Source organism: Pseudaestuariivita atlantica (assembly GCF_001205715.1).
GTDB lineage: Bacteria > Pseudomonadota > Alphaproteobacteria > Rhodobacterales > Rhodobacteraceae > Pseudaestuariivita > Pseudaestuariivita atlantica.
In genome coordinates this window covers 574,934-590,748 of record NZ_AQQZ01000001.1, presented here as the reverse complement: position 1 = coordinate 590,748, position 15,815 = coordinate 574,934, and the positions used below count along the sequence as shown (strand labels likewise).

The window sequence follows — 15,815 nt, the reverse complement described above, 5'->3', positions numbered from 1 at the left end:
GCTGATACAGCGCCGGGGCCGACCCCCACGGGCAATAACCGTCCAAGCAGAGACAAAACCGACATCAACCGCCGGAAGCCGGGTAAACCCGCAGCGTGACCAGCGTGGCATCGAGCACGCTCTTGTCCTTCTCCGACACCACGACGCGCGCGCCGGGTGCCTCGAACGTCATGGCGCGATAGCTGTCGGGATGGTTCACACCGGTATCGGCCAGCCCCTCCCAGCAGGCCGACAGGTCCGCGACAAGGCCTTCGTACAAAGCCAGAGCCGCGGGCGCGCGCAGGTCAAACGTCCACTGGCAGGCATCATGCGCGGGCAAGGTGTCCGCCGGGGCGCAGGCGGCATCTGCCGTATCGAACATCTCCGACAGCGCCGCCATGTCGACTGTCCCCGCAGGACAGGCCCAACTACCCGACGCCGCGCCTGCGATGACCAACGCCAGGGCACCCGCCTGACTCACCCGATTTGCCATACCGTCCCCTCTCGACAAGCTTGCACGCGCTGCCTAAACCCTCGGGCCATGAGCAGCCCCCATGACCGCCTTCTTATCATAGACTTCGGCAGCCAGGTCACCCAGTTGATCGCACGGCGCCTGCGCGAGCTGAACGTCTATTGCGAAATCCACCCCTTCCAGAACGTGACCGAGGCCTTCCTGGCCGACTTCGCCCCCAAGGCAATCATCCTGTCCGGTGGCCCCGCCAGCGTCGTGCATGACCACGCGCCGCGCCCGCCGGCATCGGTGTTCGACATGGGAGTGCCGATCCTCGGCATCTGCTACGGCCAGCAGGTCATGATGGACATGCTGGGCGGCACGGTCGAAGGCGGCAAGATATCCGGCGGTGGCGGCACCGCCGAGTTCGGCCGCGCCTATGTCACGCCGACCGAGGACCGCTCGGACCTTCTGACCGGCTGGTTCATGGATGGATCGGGCCGCGAACAGGTCTGGATGAGCCACGGCGACCACGTCAGCAAGATCGCCCCGGGGTTCGAGGTCTATGGCACCTCCCCCAACGCGCCCTATGCCATCACCGCCGACCCGGACCGTCGGTTCTATGCCGTGCAGTTCCACCCCGAGGTGCACCACACGCCGAACGGCCGCACCCTGTTCGAGAATTTCGTGAAAAGCGCGGGCTTTTCCGGCGACTGGACGATGGGCGCCTACCGCGAACAGGCCATTGCCGCGATCCGCGAACAGGTGGGCGACAAGCGCGTGATCTGCGGGCTGTCTGGCGGCGTCGATTCGTCGGTCGCCGCCGTCCTGATCCACGAGGCCATCGGTGACCAGCTGACCTGCGTCTTCGTCGATCACGGCCTCCTGCGGAAGAACGAGGCCGACGAAGTCGTCACCATGTTCCGCGACAATTACAACATCCCGCTGATCCACGCCGATGAAAGCGAGTTGTTCCTTGGCGAGCTCGACGGCCAGTCCGACCCCGAGACCAAGCGCAAGATCATCGGGCGGCTCTTCATCGACGTCTTCCAGAAATACGCCGACCAGGTCGAGGGCGCGGAATTCCTCGCCCAAGGCACGCTCTACCCCGACGTGATCGAGTCGGTGTCCTTCTCGGGCGGCCCTTCGGTCACGATCAAGTCGCACCACAATGTCGGCGGCCTGCCGGAGAAGATGGGCCTCAAGCTCGTCGAACCCCTGCGCGAGTTGTTCAAGGACGAGGTCCGTGCGCTGGGCCGCGAGTTGGGCCTGCCCGCCAGCTTCATCGGTCGCCACCCCTTCCCCGGCCCCGGCCTCGCCATCCGCTGCCCCGGAGAGATCACGCGCCCGAAACTCGACATCCTGCGCGAGGCCGACGCCGTCTACATCGACCAAATCCGCAAGCACGGCCTCTATGACGAGATCTGGCAGGCCTATGTCGCGATCCTGCCCGTGCGCACCGTGGGAGTCATGGGCGACGGGCGCACCTATGATTACGCCTGCGCCCTGCGGGCCGTCACGTCCGTCGACGGCATGACGGCGGATTACTATCCCTTCACCCACGACTTCCTTGGCGAGACCGCCACGCGCATCATCAACGAGGTGCAGGGCATCAACCGCGTGACTTACGACATCACGTCGAAACCTCCGGGCACGATCGAGTGGGAATGATCCGGGATCCGATCCTCGCATGTCTTGCGATGACGGCTGGAGACGAGGCGGTCTCAATCAGACCCCGGCCGCTCAACCGGATATCCCGCAACACTCCCTTGCAGAGGGACACACCTGGCACCGCGCGCCGAGCCTGATCTAATCGAGGCACTCCGGACCGCGGTCTTGCTTGTGGGCGACGGAACCGCGACGGAACCGCCTAGCGCAGCGCGTCGATGAGGGGCGCGACCGGGATCTCGCCCACGGCGCAGGCCGCCACCTCGCCCTCTGCCTGACCCCTGGAGAACCACTCCGCCCGCGGCGCCAGCCCGATGGAGACCTGCGGACCACGCCGCAACGGGTCGCGGCCCCAATGGCTGCCGGTATGCGGCTCCTCGGCATAAAGCGTCGCAAGATCGGTGGCGGGCAGACCGGCCTCGGCGAACAGCACACCGGCCAGGCATTCCACCTGCCGCGTCACCAGACCGCGCAGCGCGGCTTCCTCGTCGCGGCGGCGCCGGATCTCGCGCAGGGCGATGTCGGCGATCCCGTGCCGGACCTGGATCGCGTGGCCCAGCACATGCGCCATGCGGTACCCCGCGTCGGGTGCGGACAGCGCGCCGGGACGCACGAGGATGGTGTTGTCGGAGGTGCAGTGCACCATGGGCGCGGAGACGGTCTGGTCGAGCCCGCATCGGTCGGGCGCGGCGGTCTCGACCACTTCGGGCATGTCGGGAAAAAGCCGCGTCGCGGCGTCGTGCACGGCCACCGGGTCGGCCTGCGCGGACCCGGCAGCGGACAGGGCGAGGATCAACAGGAATCGAGTGCTCATGTCCTGATCGTGGCGCGGCACGCACGCGCGTCAAGCCTTTGCGCTTGACCTTGTCGTGAAGCGCGCCCAACGGTGGCGCATGACCACCCCCCGCACGCCTGTCCTGACTGCCGGCCTCTGGATGCTGGGCGCCATCGTGTCCTTTTCGCTGATGGCGATTGCCGGGCGCACGCTGGCCAGCACGCTCGACACGTTCGAGATCATGTTCTACCGCAGCCTGATGGGCATCGTTCTGGTCACCGCCATCGCCACGGCGACCGGCACGCTGGGCCAGATCAACCGCCAGCGCATGGGCCTGCACGGGTTGCGCAACGTGGCGCATTTCGCGGGCCAGAACCTGTGGTTCTTCGCCATCACCGCCGCGCCCCTTGCGCAGGTCTTCGCGCTGGAGTTCACCACACCGCTCTGGGTGCTGATCCTGTCACCGCTGTTCCTTGGGGAGCGGCTGACCGGGCTGAAGGTCATCGCCGCGCTTCTTGGGTTCGCCGGTGTCCTCCTCGTGGTGCGGCCCGGTGCCGATTTCACGCTGGGCATCGGGTCGGTCGCGGCGGCGCTTGCCGCGATTGGGTTCGCGGGCTCGATGATCGCGACCAAGCTTCTGACCCGCACCACCGGGATCGTCTGCATCCTGTTCTGGCTGACCGTGATGCAGGCGGCGTTCGGAGCGATCACCGCCGGGTTCGACGGCGACATCGCGCTGCCCGACGCCGCGGGCTGGCCATGGGTGGTGCTGGTCGCGGTCTGTGGGCTGACCGCGCATTTCAGCCTGACCCGCGCGCTCACCATCGCGCCCGCCAGCGTCGTCGTCCCGTTCGACTTCGCCCGCCTGCCGGTGATCGCGCTGATCGGGTATTTCCTGTATCACGAACCGCTCGATACTTGGGTCATCGCGGGCGCGGTGGTGATCTTCGCGGGCAACTACATCAACGTCTGGGGCGCGACCCGGCCCGCCGTCGCGGGGCGCTGAACGCATTCCATGACAATGATGTAAAAACGTGACGCCGCGGAACGGCCTTCGCGGTGACGTTGCGTCAGCGATTGACCTAAAATTGCGCTCAAAGCAATTGTTTTGCACAATTCTGAGTCAAGGGCGGTTTTTCACTCAAAGCGGCCACTCAACGGGGACAGTACGTATGAAACATCTACTCGGCGGCGCGGCCACTCTCGCGCTTTTCGCAGGCGCCGCTTCGGCAGACGGTATCTCGCGCGCGGACCTTCCGCTTTCGGTCATGTTCGAGACCGGCAACTACGCGCAACTCAGCTTCAGCCAGGTGACGCCGGGCGTGTCGGGCGCCTACACCGCACCGCTCGCCTTTGCCGGTGGCGCATCGACCACGGGCAACATGGCCAAGAACTATGGCAACGTGTCCGCCGCGGTCAAAATGGACCTGTCGGAGAACCTGTCCTTCGGCCTGTTCCTGAACCAGCCCTACGGCGCGAACGCCGATTACCAGCAGGGGTTCTACAACGGCCTGCGCGCCGACTGGACGTCGCAACAGCTTGCAGCGGTTGCGAAATACAAGTTCACGAACAACTTCTCGGTCTATGGCGGTCTGCGCTACGTCACCTCCTCGGCTGACATCGCGATCCCCGACCAGCTGATCCGCCCCGGCGTTCAGAACAGCGTCAACACCAACCTCGCCGGCATCGACCTGATGAACGGCGGCACCGGTGACGTGGCCTCGGGCCGTGCCATCGCGCAAGGCAACGTGGCCGCCCTTTCGGGCATCGCCAACCCGACCGCCGCGCAGCAGGCACAGCTGGCGCAGCTGCAAGGTCTGCTGGCCGTCGACAACGCCGTTCAGAACGGCCCGGCGGGTACCTTCAACTACACCGCCATGGGTGAGCGCGACAGCCAGGTCGCCTACCTGCTCGGCGTCGCGTACGAGCGTCCCGAGATCGCGCTGCGCGTCGCGCTGACCTACGAATCAGGCTTCACGCACAGCTTCGAGACCGCCGAAACGCTGGCCGGTCTCGGCTTTGGCGCGGGCGGCACCGGCACGACCGAGGTCGACATGCCGCAATCGGTCCGCCTCGACTTCCAGTCGGGCGTCGCCGCGAACACGCTGGTCTTCGGCTCGGTCGAGTGGACGGAATGGTCCGTCTGGGAAGTCGCACCGCCGGAATACCAGGGCACGTTCGGCCAGGCCGTGACCGGCCTCGACAACGACACGTGGCGCTACCAGATCGGCGTCGGCTACCGCTTCTCGGAAACCTTCGCGGGCTTCGCACGGATCACCCACGAGCCGGGCAACGGCGGCATCGCATCGCGCCTGTCGCCCACCGACGGGTCGACCGCGTTCGGCATCGGCGGCACCTGGACCAACGAGAACGTCAAGCTGACGGCGGGCGTCGAATACGTCAAGCTGGGTGACGCGACCGACGGGTCGGGCGTCCAGTTCTCGGACAACAACGCGATCGGTTTCGGCCTGTCGCTGGGCTTCAGCTTCTGATCTGACGCCACCTGAATTGGAAAGCCCCCGGCCGGTCACCGGCACGGGGGCTTTTTCTTGCGAAGGCGCATGTTTCGGGTTGAGCCGCCACGGGTTCAGCGGACAGATGCGCGCATGACGACCACCGAGCAGAAATCCGTCTCACCGCGCGCCTGGGCCGAGCTTTTGACGCTGGGCCTGTTATGGGGCGGGTCCTTCTTTGCCATCCGCATCGCGCTGGACGAGATCGGGCCGATGACCGTGGTGCTGCACCGGACGGGATGGGCCATGCTGGTCCTGTGGGTCGTGGTGCTGTTGCGCGGCCTGCCGGTCCCGCGCTCGCCGCGGATCTGGGCGGCGTTCCTTGTCATGGGGTGCCTCAACAACGTGATCCCCTTCTCGCTGATGGCATGGGGGCAATTGCATATCGAAAGCGGCCTGACCTCCATCTTCAACGCGGCGACCGCGATCTTCGGCGTGCTGCTGGCCGCGCTGTTCTTTGCCGACGAACGGCTGACCCTGCGCAAGGGCGTGGGCGTGGCGCTGGGATTTGCCGGGGTCTGCGTCGCCATCGGGATCGAGGCGCTGATGCAGTTCGACATCCGCAGCGCGGCACAGATCGCGGTGCTGGCCGGTGCGCTGTCCTATGGCTTTGCCAGCGTCTGGGGCCGGGCGCGGCTGGGCGCGCTGCCGCCGATGGTGTCCGCCGCGGGGATGCTGACCGGCTCGACCCTTCTGATGATCCCGCTGGTTCTTTTGACCGAAGGCGTGCCGCCGCTGGTGATGGAGGCGCGCACGTGGGGCGCCATCGCCTATTTCTCGCTCGCTGCCACCGCGCTGGCCTACCTGATCTACTGGCGCGTCCTTGCCATGGCGGGCAGCGGAAACCTGATGCTGGTGACGCTGGTGATCCCGCCCATCGCCATCCTGCTGGGCGCCTGGGGGCTGGGAGAGACGCTGTTGCCGCAGGCCTATGCCGGGTTTGCCCTTCTGGCGCTGGGGCTTGTGGTGATCGACGGGCGGTTGCTGCGCCGGCTGACTTGACGGGGCGGGCGCGTCTGCCTACCAACCTTCAGCCGCCGCCGGAGACGCCGCCCATGCTTTACCAGACGCCGCAAGACTGGCGCGACGCCCCTCACAAACGCGTGCTGCTGTTCGGCATGTCGGGCCTTGGCAAGACGCACGTCTCCACCACGCTGCGCGCGCAGGGCGACTGGTTCCACTATTCCATCGATTACCGCATCGGGACGCGGTACATGGGCGAACACATCGTCGACAACGCCAAGCGCGAAGCGATGAAGGTGCCGTTCCTGCGCGAGCTTCTGATGACCGACTCGATCTACCTCGCGTCGAACATCACGTTTTCGAACCTCACGCCGGTCTCGACCTACCTTGGCAAGCCGGGCAACCCCGACAAGGGCGGCCTGCCCTTCGCTGAATATACCCGCCGGCAGGCCCAGTTCCGCGCCGCCGAAGAGGCCGCCCTGCAGGATACCGGCCACTTCATCGCGCGCGCGCAATCGCTCTACGGCTACCCGCATTTCGTCTGCGACACCGGCGGGTCGATCTGCGAATGGGTCGATCCCGACGACCCCGCCGACCCGATCCTGCGCACCCTGTCGTCCGAAACCCTGATGATCTGGATCGAGGGCAGCGACGCCCATACCGAGGAACTGATCCGCCGCTTCGACCGCGCGCCCAAACCCATGGCCTACCAGCCGGATTTCCTTGCCGATGGCTGGGCCGCCTACCTGGCAGAGACCGGCCAGACCGAGACGCAGGTCGACCCCGACGCGTTCATCCGCTGGACCTATGCCCGCGCGCTCGCCCACCGCCAGCCGCGCTATGCCGCGATGGCGCGCAACTGGGGCGTGACCGTGCAGGCCGAGGACCTTGCAGACCTCCGCGACGCCGCCGATTTCGACGCCGTGGTCGAGGCGGCGCTCGCCCGCTGACGCCCCCGTGACCACCCGAGGGTTGTGAGCACGGGGCGGCTTGCGTATGTCTCCGGTCCGAACCGAGGAAAGACCACACGCGATGCCCATCAAGATCCCTTCCACCCTCCCCGCCTACGACGTGCTGACGCGCGAAGGCGTGATGGTGATGTCGGACGATCAGGCCGCGCGGCAGGACATCCGCCCCCTGCGCATCGGGCTTCTGAACCTGATGCCCAAGAAGATCGACACCGAGAACCAGTTCGCCCGCCTGATCGGCGCGACGCCCTTGCAGATCGAGTTGTCGCTGATCCGCATGACCGAGCACGAGACGCGCAACACCGCGGCCGAGCACATGCAGGAATTCTACCGACCCTTCCAGGCGGTCAGGGACGAGAAATTTGACGGCCTCATCATCACCGGCGCGCCGATCGAACACCTCGCCTTTGACGAGGTGACCTACTGGAACGAGTTGCGCGAGGTCATGGACTGGACCCAGACCAACGTGCATTCCACCTTCGGCGTCTGCTGGGGCGGGATGGCGATGCTCTATCACTTCCACGGCGTCGACAAGCACATGCTGGATGCAAAGGCATTCGGCCTTTACCGCCAGAAGAACCTCGCCCCCGCCTCGCAATACCTGCGCGGCTTCTCCGACGAATGCCTGATCCCCGTCTCCCGCTGGACCGAGGTCCGGCAGGACGAGATCGACGCGGCCCCCGCGCTGCGCACGCTGCTTGCCTCGGACGAGGTCGGCCCCTGCCTTGTCGAGGACCCGGAACACCGCGCGCTCTATATCTTCAACCATTTCGAGTATGACAGCGGCACGCTGGGCGACGAATACGCCCGCGACCGCGACAACGCGCAGGTCGCAGGGACCGAGATCGAGGTGCCCGTCAATTACTTCCCCGGCAACGACCCGTCACAGACCCCGCGCAACCGCTGGCGCAGTCATGCGCATCTTCTCTATGGAAACTGGGTCAACGCGATCTATCAATCTACGCCCTACGACCTTGACGCGATAGGACGCTGAGACATGGGCTGGAAGGGAATTCTGACGGGAGTGGCGCTGCTTGCGGCGACCGGGGCGACGGTCACGGGCTGCGCGGCCTACCGCGAGGCGCAGGCCGAGGAAGACAACCCGCCGATCGGCCGCATCCTCGACGTCGACGGCCACCCGGTTCACGCATGGGTCAAAGGCTCCGGCCCCGATGTCGTCCTGATCCACGGCTCCAGCGGCAACCTGCGCGACTTCACCCATTCCTTCGCCGGGCGCCTGACCGACCGCTACCGCGTCATCGCCTTCGACCGTCCCGGCCTTGGCTACACGCCGGAAATGGCACCCGGCGGCGACAGCATGAAGGCGCAGGCGGCGCTGTTGCAGAAGGCCGCCGCGCAACTGGGCGCCAACAGGCCCATCGTCGTGGGCCAGTCGCTTGGCGGCGCCGTGGCGCTTGCCTGGGCGACCTACACGCCCGACACGCTTGCGGCGCTGGTGACGATCAGCGGTGTCTCGCACCCGTGGACGACGCCGCTTTCGACCTATTACAAGGTCCTGTCGAACCCCGTCGGCCAACACACGGTCGTGCCCCTGATGACCGCCTTTGTACCCGAAAGCACCATCGAGGCGTCGATCAAGAGCATCTTCGACCCCTTCCCGGTGCCCGACGGCTACGCCGATTATGTCGGCGCCCGGCTGACCCTGCGCCGCGCCTCGCTGCGTGCCAATGCCGACCAGCGCGCACGGCTTTTGAGCGACGTGAAGACGCAATCGCAACTCTACGGCTCCGCCATCACCGTCCCGGTCGAAGTCGTGCACGGCACCGAGGATTCCACCGTCGGCCCCGAACTGCACGTCCCCCAGATGGAGCGCGACGTGCCCCAGACCCGCGTCACCCTGATCGCGGGGGCCGGCCACATGCCGCACCACACCCATCCCGACCCGGTCGTCGCCGCCATCGACAGCGCCGCCGCCCGCGCCGGATTGCGCTAAGGCCGGTGGGTCGCCATATATAAGTCAACGACTTAAAGGGGACCCCATGACGAAACCGTTCGATGGCGCGATCAGCCGGTTCTACAGGGACACCGCGCCGGACGCCGTGCGCGATGCCATCGCCGCGCGCAAGAAGGGCCAGATCCTCGATCCCGCCTTCCCCTATGACAAGCGGCTCGACCGCGACACGTATGAAACCGACCTCGCCGCGCTGCAGATCGAACTGGTGAAACTGCAATCCTGGGTGAAGGAAAGCGGCGCCCGTGTCGCCATCATCTTCGAAGGCCGCGACGCGGCTGGAAAAGGCGGCACGATCAAGCGCTTCCGCGAGAACATGAACCCCCGCATCGCGCGCACCGTGGCCCTGTCCAAACCGTCCGACAGGGAGGCCGGCGAGTGGTACTTCCAGCGCTACGTGCGGCACTTGCCCACGGCGGGCGAAATCGTGTTCTTCGACCGGTCATGGTACAATCGCGGCGTCGTCGAAAAGGTCTTCGACTTCTGCGAGGACGAGGATCGCGACCGCTGGTTCAGGCAGGTGGTGCCGTTCGAACGCATGCTGGTGAATGACGGCATCCACCTCTTCAAGCTCTGGCTCAATGTCGGGCGCGCGGAACAGCTGCGCCGCTTCCTCGACCGCGAATCCGATCCGCTCAAGCACTGGAAACTCAGCTGGATCGATGTCGAGGGCCTCAACCGCTGGGACGCCTACACGCAGGCCATTGCCGAAACGCTCGACCGCACGCACCACGATCCCGCGCCGTGGACGGTGATCCGCACCGACGACAAGCGCCGCGCCCGGCTAAACGCCATCCGCAGCGTGCTGTGTGCGCTGCGATACCACCACAAGTCCGACCGTGCCTGCGGCCATGTCGACCCCAAGATCGCCGGCGGCCCCGAAATCTGGAATGCCTAAACGCGGCTATCATCACGGCAACCTGCGCCAGGCCCTCGTCGACGCGGCGCTGGACCTGATCGAGAAGAAGGGTCCGACCGGCTTCACCCTGTCCGAAGCCGCCAAGACCGCGGGCGTCACCCCCGCCGCCGTCTACCGCCATTTCGAAGGCCGCGAGGACCTGATCGCAGAAGCCGCGCGGCAGGGCTACGACATCTTCGCCGACCTGATGGAATACGCCTATTCCAAGGAATCCACCGCGCTGGCCGCGTTCGAGGCCACGGGCCGCGCCTACCTCGCCTTCGCCCGCCGCTATCCCGGCCACTACATCGCGATGTTCGAATCGGGCATTAGCGTGAACCGCACGCCCGACCTCGCCAAGGTCTCGGCCCGTGCCCGCGCCGTGCTGGAAAAGGCCGCCGCCGATCTCAGCCAGCACATCCCGCCCGACAAGCGCCCCCCGGCCTCGATGTTCTCGGCCCATATCTGGGCGCTCAGCCACGGCGTGGTCGAACTGTTCGCCCGCAACACCGGCAGCCAGTCGCCCTTCCCCCCCGACGAACTCCTGGAATCCGCCATCGGCGTCTACCTGCGCGGCCTCGGCCTGATCGCGCCCGATGGATAGGCTCCTGCGCAGGCTGTCCCCCCGCGCGCAGACATGGGTGCTCGAATACGGGGCCCTCTTGCTGGTCGGTCTGACAGCCGCCATCGGGCTCGTCGCCTACATCGCCCTGCTGAAACCCGACAAGGTCATGGCCGAGACGCCGCAACGCCTCCCGGTCATCCGCAGCATGGACACGTCCGGCGAGGACGGGTTCGAGGCCAGCTTCATCCTGAAAACCCCCGACGAAACACTTGTGCGGGTCACCACCACCTCGCTCGCACTCGCCCAGACGGTTGTCGACACGGCTTGCGTGCTGCGGCTCGACCGCGCCAGCGGCCGCGTCTCGTGGCGCCTTGCGCCCCCGCATCGCTGCCCGGTGTCATAGCGCACCCCCTTCCCCCTTCTTCTCTTTCCAAATATGGCGGGGGTGCGGGGTCTGGCCCCCGCAACGGCCGGACACGACGCGCATGACCAGAACCTTCTTCCTAGGCCTCGGCGGCCAGAAATGCGGCTCCACCTGGATGCAGGCGCAACTAGCGCGCGCGCCGGGGTCCGATTTCGGTCGGCTGGGCGAATACCAGGTGTGGGAGGGCGATCTCGGCTCGGTCTTCGCCCGCTACCGCGTGGCGGAGCCATCAACGTGGGGCAAGATCAAGGGCGAGGCGATGCGCCGCCTGCGCCGCCCGGTCCCCGCGCGCTACCTGCGCTGGCGCATGCAGACGGACCGGGACGAGTATTTCGACTATTTCGCCCGCCTGCTCGCGCCTCGGGACATCGTCCGTACGGGCGATGTCACACCGTCCTACGCGGCCCTGCCCGCGCCCATGCTGGCGGGCATCCGCGACGGCATGGCCTCGCGCGGCATCACGACGAAGGTGATGTTCGCCATGCGTGACCCAGTGGCGCGGCTGCGCTCGCACCTGAACATGGACATCGCCAAGGGCCGGATCCCGCCGGGGGACGAGACCGAACGCCTCGCCGCCTTCTACGCCACCGAAGAGGCCGCAGCCCGCTCCCGCTATGACCTGACCCTCGCCGCCCTCGCGCAAGAATTTTCGCAGGAAAATTCTTTCCTCTGCCTCTTCGAAGAGATGTTCACGGCAGACGGCATCGCCGCCTTCGCCGCCTTCGCCGGGATCGACATTCCCCAAAGCGCCGGCGGCACCCGCGTCAACGCCCGCCAGACCGACATCGCGCCCCTGCCCGACACCCTCGAAGCGGAAATCGCGCGGCACTACGCCCCGGTCTACCATGCCGCGGCAGAGGCCCTGCCGCAGGTCGCAACGCTCTGGCCCTCGGCCCGCCACGTTCTCACCAGCGCATGAGGCCCGCGTCGATCAACTGGTCCGGCCCCTCGTACCGCACCGAGGCGGCGTCGAGGAACGATCCGCCCTCCGCCTCCATCCGCTCCAGCAACCGCGCGTAGTACCGGTACTTGGACGCGCCGTTTGCATGCGCGCCCCAGGCTTGCGCGCGGGCGATCTTGTCGGCGAATTGCGCGGTAAAGACGAAATGCGCGATGGTCAGCAGGATGTCGGAGCTGGGCGGCAGGTTGGCCGCATGACTTCCCGTCAGCCGCGTGTGCGCGTCCCGCCGCACGATGGGCGTCTTGTGGCGGGGCGAGCGCATGAAACTTTGCGCCTCCCGCGCCTTGCGGGGCATCCACAGCCTTTGCCAGCCGGTGCGCCTGACCTCGGGCCTGATGTCGAAGGCGCGGAACAGCCGCGCGGTCTTGCTCTCACCGACGAGGGTTGGCTGCGCGCCCGCGACCGTCTCCACCAGCCGCTCGGGCTGGAACCAGGGATAAGCCGCGATCAGGCCCGCGAAATCGTGCGGCATCGGCGCCTTCAGGCCCGCGACGGTTTCGGGGAAAAACTCCACGACCGACGCCACCGCCGCCGCCGCGCCCTCCGCCTCGAGCCGCGCCCAGACATCGGCCAGCGTCATGCCATCGGGCAGGATCAGGAACTCGTCCGCATCGAAATAGGCGACATAGGCCCCGTCGAACCAAAGATGCGGCACGGCGATCTTCAGGTAGGTCCCCACCCTTTCGACCCGCGCCGCGCCTTCGGGATCGACATACCGGATCTGCTCCCCGAACCCGCGCGGCCCGGCCAGCACGACGCAATCGGGCTGCTGGGCGAGAAACGCGCGCGTGTCGTCGGTCGAGGCATCGTCGAAGACCACGAATTGCTCGATCCCGAGCGCGCGGTAATGAGCGACAAACGCCGGCAGCAACGCCATCTCGTCCTTGACGATGGCGAACATGCTGCGCGCGGCCGGATCGACCGTGCCATGCACCACCTGCGCCAGCCCTGCCGCGTCCTCGATCCGAAACGTGTCCATGACGTTCTGCCTAACGCAAAAGGGCCGCCCGAAACAGGCGGCCCCTCGTAACCTTGGCGTGGGCGATCAACCCACCCGACCTTAGCGTTTCGAGAACTGGAAGCTGCGGCGCGCCTTGCGCTTACCGTATTTCTTCCGTTCCACCACGCGGCTGTCGCGGGTCAGGAAACCTGCCGCCTTCAGCGCACTGCGCAAGCTGGGGTCATACAGCTGCAGTGCTTTCGAGATGCCGTGCTTGACCGCACCGGCCTGACCGGACAGGCCACCGCCCTTGACGGTCGCCATCACGTCGAACTGGTCCTCGACACCGGCCACGGTGAAGGGCTGGCGCAGGATCATCTGCAGAACCGGACGCGCGAAATAGACGGGCATGTCCTTGCCGTTGACCGATACCTTGCCCGAGCCCGGCTTGATCCAGACGCGGGCAACCGCGTCCTTCCGCTTGCCCGTGGCATAAGACCGGCCCAGATCGTCACGCACCGGCTCACGCGGTTCCGCTTCGACCATGTCCATGGCAACCGCCGCTTCAGCGACGCCGCCTGCGAGGGCATCCAGCCCGTCGAGGGATTTCACTTCATCAGCCATCAGCTTGCCACCCGGGTGTTCTTGGAATTCATCGATTTCACATCCAGCACTTCCGGCGACTGCGCCTCGTGCGGATGTTCGGTGCCGGCATAGACGCGCAGGTTGGTCATCTGCTGGCGCGACAGGCGGCCGCCCGGCAGCATGCGCTGAACGGCCTTGATCACCACGCGCTCGGGATGCGCGCCTTCAAGGATCTGCTCCTTGGTGCGCGACTTGATCCCGCCGGGGTGGCCGGTGTGCCAGTAATAGTTTTCCTGGCGCTTGTTGCCGGTCAGCTGAATCTTCTCGGCATTGATGACGATCACGTTGTCGCCCATGTCCATGTGCGGCGTGAAGGTGGCCTTGTGCTTGCCACGCAGACGCATGGCGACGATCGAGGCAAGACGGCCAAGCACCACGCCTTCGGCGTCGATGATGATCCATTTCTTGTCGATGTCCGCCGGTTTTGCGGAATAGGTTTTCATCTTGGTCTCTCGGGTTCGATGCGGGCAGGCCCGCCGTACAAATTCGATTGCGCGGTTATACGCGGCGAAAATGCCGTGTCAATCGACCATGTGCCGTCTTTTCCGTTGCAAAACAATGGCTTCAAAATAAGGTATCATAATACCCCATATTTTCGGCCGGTTTTCACCCCCGCGCGGGCGGGATGGCATAGGTCATCGAGGCCCGCGCGACGGGATCGGTCTCCCCGACCGACCGGATCAGGCAATCCCCGACCGCCAGTTGCCGCCCCAGTTTCAAAAGCCGCGTGTCGCTCACAAGGTCGACGCCCGATGCCGGTTTGCGCATGAAATCCATCGAGATGTTCGTTGTCACCGCCAGCGCCTGCGGCCCGATCATCGCCAGCGTCGCAAGGTAGACCGACACGTCCGCCAGCGCGAACATCGACGGCCCCGACACGGTCCCACCGGGCCGCAGGTGGGCGTCCGACACTTTCAGGCGGATCGTGGCCTGCATCGGCGCGATGGCCTCGACCACGAAATCATCGGCCACCTGCGGAAACGCCGTGCCAAGGAACTCGGTCAAGGCCGCCACATCCATCTTCACGTCCATGCTTCCCTCCCCCGGCACGCGCGGCTAACCTGTCGCGCAAATCCGGGGAGGACAAGATGGCTTTGCTAGAGAGGGAAGATGCAGGCGGGATCGCGACGCTCACGCTGAACGCGCCCGAGCGTCTGAACGCGCTGTCGGACGAGATGCTGGCCGCCCTGTCGGAAACGCTGGCCGGGCTTGAAGACGACCGCGACACGCGCGCCGTGGTGCTGAAAGGCGCGGGCAAGGCGTTCTGCGCGGGCCATGACCTGCGGCAGATGCAGGCGGGGCGGCAGGCCGAGGATGGCGGCGCGGCCTATTTCAAGGACCTGTTCGACCGCTGCACGCAGGTCATGCTGGCGATCCGCGCCCTGCCCCAACCGGTCATCGCGCAAGTCCACGGCATCGCCACCGCCGCGGGCTGCCAGCTTGTCGCCACCTGTGACCTTGCCGTTGCGGCCTCGGACACGCGGTTCGGCGTGAACGGCGTCAAAATCGGCCTTTTCTGCTCGACCCCCATGGTCGCGCTCAGCCGCAACGTGCCGCGCAAGCAGGCGTTCGAGATGCTGACGACCGGCGAGTTCATAGACGCCGCCCGCGCGCAGGAGCTTGGCCTCGTCAACCGCGTGGTCGCGCGGGACGAGCTGGACGACGCCGCGCAGCACCTGGCCGCGAGCATCGCCGACAAGCTTGCCGCCGCCGTGTCGATAGGCAAGCGCGCCTTTTACGACCAGATCGAAATGTCCCTTGCCGACGCCTATGCCTTTACCGGCGACGTGATGGTCGAAAACCTGCGGTTGCGCGATACCGAGGAAGGCATGGCCGCCTTCCTTGAAAAACGCCCGCCGGACTGGTCGCGCTAGGCCGCGTCAACAATTTCCCTGTTCCTTGGTTAATTGTCTCCGCCAGCGCAACAAAAGCGCCGCGGACGACCTCCTGTTTCACATGAATTGTCGCCGATAAGCGCCTGAAAACGCTCTACCATCGGATTGTTTTTGATCTGGAAACGATCTGTCGCGCATCGTGGTCTTGGGGTGCGGGCAAGGGATCGGCCAAGCTGTTCACATATTTGTGAAAATGCC

At 66.2% G+C, this 15,815-nt stretch carries 18 protein-coding genes; 12 read left to right on the top strand and 6 right to left on the bottom strand.

Going from position 1 to position 15,815, the window contains the following annotated elements; all coding sequences use genetic code 11:
* Nucleotides 1-64: 64 nt before the first annotated feature.
* Nucleotides 65-379: a hypothetical protein gene (locus tag ATO11_RS02895; protein ID WP_050529293.1), complete on the bottom strand. Its 315-nt coding sequence runs from the start codon at nucleotides 377-379 to the stop codon at nucleotides 65-67.
* Nucleotides 380-520: 141 nt separating this feature from the next.
* Here ATO11_RS02895 and guaA point away from each other — a divergent pair, with 141 nt between their 5' ends.
* Nucleotides 521-2,101, top strand: a complete 1,581-nt coding sequence (guaA, locus tag ATO11_RS02890) for a glutamine-hydrolyzing GMP synthase (protein ID WP_050529292.1) — start codon at nucleotides 521-523, stop codon at nucleotides 2,099-2,101.
* 199 nt (nucleotides 2,102-2,300) lie between these two features.
* Here guaA and ATO11_RS02885 read toward each other — a convergent pair whose 3' ends face one another.
* On the bottom strand, nucleotides 2,301-2,912 hold the full coding sequence (locus tag ATO11_RS02885; RefSeq protein WP_134643054.1) for a hypothetical protein: 612 nt from the start codon (nucleotides 2,910-2,912) through the stop codon (nucleotides 2,301-2,303).
* 79 nt (nucleotides 2,913-2,991) lie between these two features.
* Between ATO11_RS02885 and ATO11_RS02880 the strand changes: the two genes are divergently transcribed.
* The 10 genes from ATO11_RS02880 (at nucleotide 2,992) to ATO11_RS02835 (ending at nucleotide 12,095) form a co-directional block, all read left to right on the top strand.
* Nucleotides 2,992-3,879, top strand: coding sequence for a DMT family transporter (locus ATO11_RS02880; protein ID WP_050529290.1), 888 nt, complete (start codon nucleotides 2,992-2,994; stop codon nucleotides 3,877-3,879).
* 166 nt (nucleotides 3,880-4,045) lie between these two features.
* On the top strand, nucleotides 4,046-5,365 hold the full coding sequence (locus ATO11_RS02875) for an outer membrane protein transport protein (RefSeq protein WP_050529289.1): 1,320 nt from the start codon (nucleotides 4,046-4,048) through the stop codon (nucleotides 5,363-5,365).
* A 114-nt stretch (nucleotides 5,366-5,479) separates the two neighbouring features.
* Nucleotides 5,480-6,388 carry a DMT family transporter gene (locus ATO11_RS02870; protein ID WP_050529288.1) on the top strand — a complete coding sequence of 303 codons (909 nt, stop codon included), beginning with the start codon at nucleotides 5,480-5,482 and terminating at the stop codon, nucleotides 6,386-6,388.
* Between the two features lie 53 nt (nucleotides 6,389-6,441).
* Nucleotides 6,442-7,299 carry a hypothetical protein gene (locus ATO11_RS02865; RefSeq protein WP_050529287.1) on the top strand — a complete coding sequence of 286 codons (858 nt, stop codon included), beginning with the start codon at nucleotides 6,442-6,444 and terminating at the stop codon, nucleotides 7,297-7,299.
* Between the two features lie 82 nt (nucleotides 7,300-7,381).
* Nucleotides 7,382-8,311 (top strand): homoserine O-acetyltransferase MetA, encoded by a 930-nt coding sequence (gene metA / locus ATO11_RS02860; protein ID WP_050529286.1) that lies wholly within the window; start codon nucleotides 7,382-7,384, stop codon nucleotides 8,309-8,311.
* Between the two features lie 3 nt (nucleotides 8,312-8,314).
* Entirely contained in the window at nucleotides 8,315-9,271 is a 957-nt protein-coding gene (locus ATO11_RS02855) for an alpha/beta fold hydrolase (protein ID WP_050529285.1), read from the top strand.
* 46 nt (nucleotides 9,272-9,317) lie between these two features.
* Complete coding sequence (gene ppk2, locus ATO11_RS02850) at nucleotides 9,318-10,187, top strand: polyphosphate kinase 2 (protein WP_050529284.1); 870 nt, start codon at nucleotides 9,318-9,320, stop codon at nucleotides 10,185-10,187.
* On the top strand, nucleotides 10,180-10,791 hold the full coding sequence (locus ATO11_RS02845) for a TetR/AcrR family transcriptional regulator (RefSeq protein WP_050529283.1): 612 nt from the start codon (nucleotides 10,180-10,182) through the stop codon (nucleotides 10,789-10,791). Before ppk2 ends, ATO11_RS02845 begins: the two co-directional genes overlap by 8 nt.
* Entirely contained in the window at nucleotides 10,784-11,155 is a 372-nt protein-coding gene (locus ATO11_RS02840) for a hypothetical protein (protein WP_050529282.1), read from the top strand. The genes ATO11_RS02845 and ATO11_RS02840 overlap by 8 nt, the downstream gene beginning before the upstream one ends.
* 82 nt (nucleotides 11,156-11,237) lie before the next feature.
* Nucleotides 11,238-12,095, top strand: a complete 858-nt coding sequence (locus ATO11_RS02835) for a sulfotransferase family protein (RefSeq protein WP_134643053.1) — start codon at nucleotides 11,238-11,240, stop codon at nucleotides 12,093-12,095.
* Here ATO11_RS02835 and ATO11_RS02830 read toward each other — a convergent pair.
* From ATO11_RS02830 to ATO11_RS02815, 4 genes are all read right to left on the bottom strand, one after another.
* Entirely contained in the window at nucleotides 12,082-13,116 is a 1,035-nt protein-coding gene (locus ATO11_RS02830; RefSeq protein WP_050529280.1) for a glycosyltransferase family 2 protein, read from the bottom strand. The genes ATO11_RS02835 and ATO11_RS02830 overlap by 14 nt on opposite strands.
* 81 nt (nucleotides 13,117-13,197) lie before the next feature.
* Nucleotides 13,198-13,701: a 30S ribosomal protein S9 gene (gene rpsI / locus ATO11_RS02825; RefSeq protein WP_050529279.1), complete on the bottom strand. Its 504-nt coding sequence runs from the start codon at nucleotides 13,699-13,701 to the stop codon at nucleotides 13,198-13,200.
* Nucleotides 13,701-14,165, bottom strand: a complete 465-nt coding sequence (rplM, locus tag ATO11_RS02820; RefSeq protein ID WP_050529278.1) for a 50S ribosomal protein L13 — start codon at nucleotides 14,163-14,165, stop codon at nucleotides 13,701-13,703. The genes rpsI and rplM overlap by 1 nt, the downstream gene beginning before the upstream one ends.
* Nucleotides 14,166-14,328: 163 nt before the next feature.
* Entirely contained in the window at nucleotides 14,329-14,754 is a 426-nt protein-coding gene (locus tag ATO11_RS02815; RefSeq protein ID WP_050529434.1) for a PaaI family thioesterase, read from the bottom strand.
* A gap of 56 nt (nucleotides 14,755-14,810) precedes the next feature.
* Between ATO11_RS02815 and ATO11_RS02810 the strand changes: the two genes are divergently transcribed.
* On the top strand, nucleotides 14,811-15,596 hold the full coding sequence (locus ATO11_RS02810) for an enoyl-CoA hydratase (protein ID WP_050529277.1): 786 nt from the start codon (nucleotides 14,811-14,813) through the stop codon (nucleotides 15,594-15,596).
* The last annotated feature ends 219 nt before the right edge of the window (nucleotides 15,597-15,815 follow it).

What these genes read in the sequence shown, in the direction of transcription:
- ATO11_RS02895 (WP_050529293.1), bottom strand. Translation starts at nt 379, where the DNA reads ATGGCGGCGCTGTCGGAGATGTTCGATACGGCAGATGCCGCCTGCGCC.
- guaA (WP_050529292.1), top strand. Translation starts at nt 521, where the DNA reads ATGAGCAGCCCCCATGACCGCCTTCTTATCATAGACTTCGGCAGCCAG.
- ATO11_RS02885 (WP_134643054.1), bottom strand. Translation starts at nt 2,912, where the DNA reads ATGAGCACTCGATTCCTGTTGATCCTCGCCCTGTCCGCTGCCGGGTCC.
- ATO11_RS02880 (WP_050529290.1), top strand. Translation starts at nt 2,992, where the DNA reads ATGACCACCCCCCGCACGCCTGTCCTGACTGCCGGCCTCTGGATGCTG.
- ATO11_RS02875 (WP_050529289.1), top strand. Translation starts at nt 4,046, where the DNA reads ATGAAACATCTACTCGGCGGCGCGGCCACTCTCGCGCTTTTCGCAGGC.
- ATO11_RS02870 (WP_050529288.1), top strand. Translation starts at nt 5,480, where the DNA reads ATGACGACCACCGAGCAGAAATCCGTCTCACCGCGCGCCTGGGCCGAG.
- ATO11_RS02865 (WP_050529287.1), top strand. Translation starts at nt 6,442, where the DNA reads ATGCTTTACCAGACGCCGCAAGACTGGCGCGACGCCCCTCACAAACGC.
- metA (WP_050529286.1), top strand. Translation starts at nt 7,382, where the DNA reads ATGCCCATCAAGATCCCTTCCACCCTCCCCGCCTACGACGTGCTGACG.
- ATO11_RS02855 (WP_050529285.1), top strand. Translation starts at nt 8,315, where the DNA reads ATGGGCTGGAAGGGAATTCTGACGGGAGTGGCGCTGCTTGCGGCGACC.
- ppk2 (WP_050529284.1), top strand. Translation starts at nt 9,318, where the DNA reads ATGACGAAACCGTTCGATGGCGCGATCAGCCGGTTCTACAGGGACACC.
- ATO11_RS02845 (WP_050529283.1), top strand. Translation starts at nt 10,180, where the DNA reads ATGCCTAAACGCGGCTATCATCACGGCAACCTGCGCCAGGCCCTCGTC.
- ATO11_RS02840 (WP_050529282.1), top strand. Translation starts at nt 10,784, where the DNA reads ATGGATAGGCTCCTGCGCAGGCTGTCCCCCCGCGCGCAGACATGGGTG.
- ATO11_RS02835 (WP_134643053.1), top strand. Translation starts at nt 11,238, where the DNA reads ATGACCAGAACCTTCTTCCTAGGCCTCGGCGGCCAGAAATGCGGCTCC.
- ATO11_RS02830 (WP_050529280.1), bottom strand. Translation starts at nt 13,116, where the DNA reads ATGGACACGTTTCGGATCGAGGACGCGGCAGGGCTGGCGCAGGTGGTG.
- rpsI (WP_050529279.1), bottom strand. Translation starts at nt 13,701, where the DNA reads ATGGCTGATGAAGTGAAATCCCTCGACGGGCTGGATGCCCTCGCAGGC.
- rplM (WP_050529278.1), bottom strand. Translation starts at nt 14,165, where the DNA reads ATGAAAACCTATTCCGCAAAACCGGCGGACATCGACAAGAAATGGATC.
- ATO11_RS02815 (WP_050529434.1), bottom strand. Translation starts at nt 14,754, where the DNA reads ATGGACGTGAAGATGGATGTGGCGGCCTTGACCGAGTTCCTTGGCACG.
- ATO11_RS02810 (WP_050529277.1), top strand. Translation starts at nt 14,811, where the DNA reads ATGGCTTTGCTAGAGAGGGAAGATGCAGGCGGGATCGCGACGCTCACG.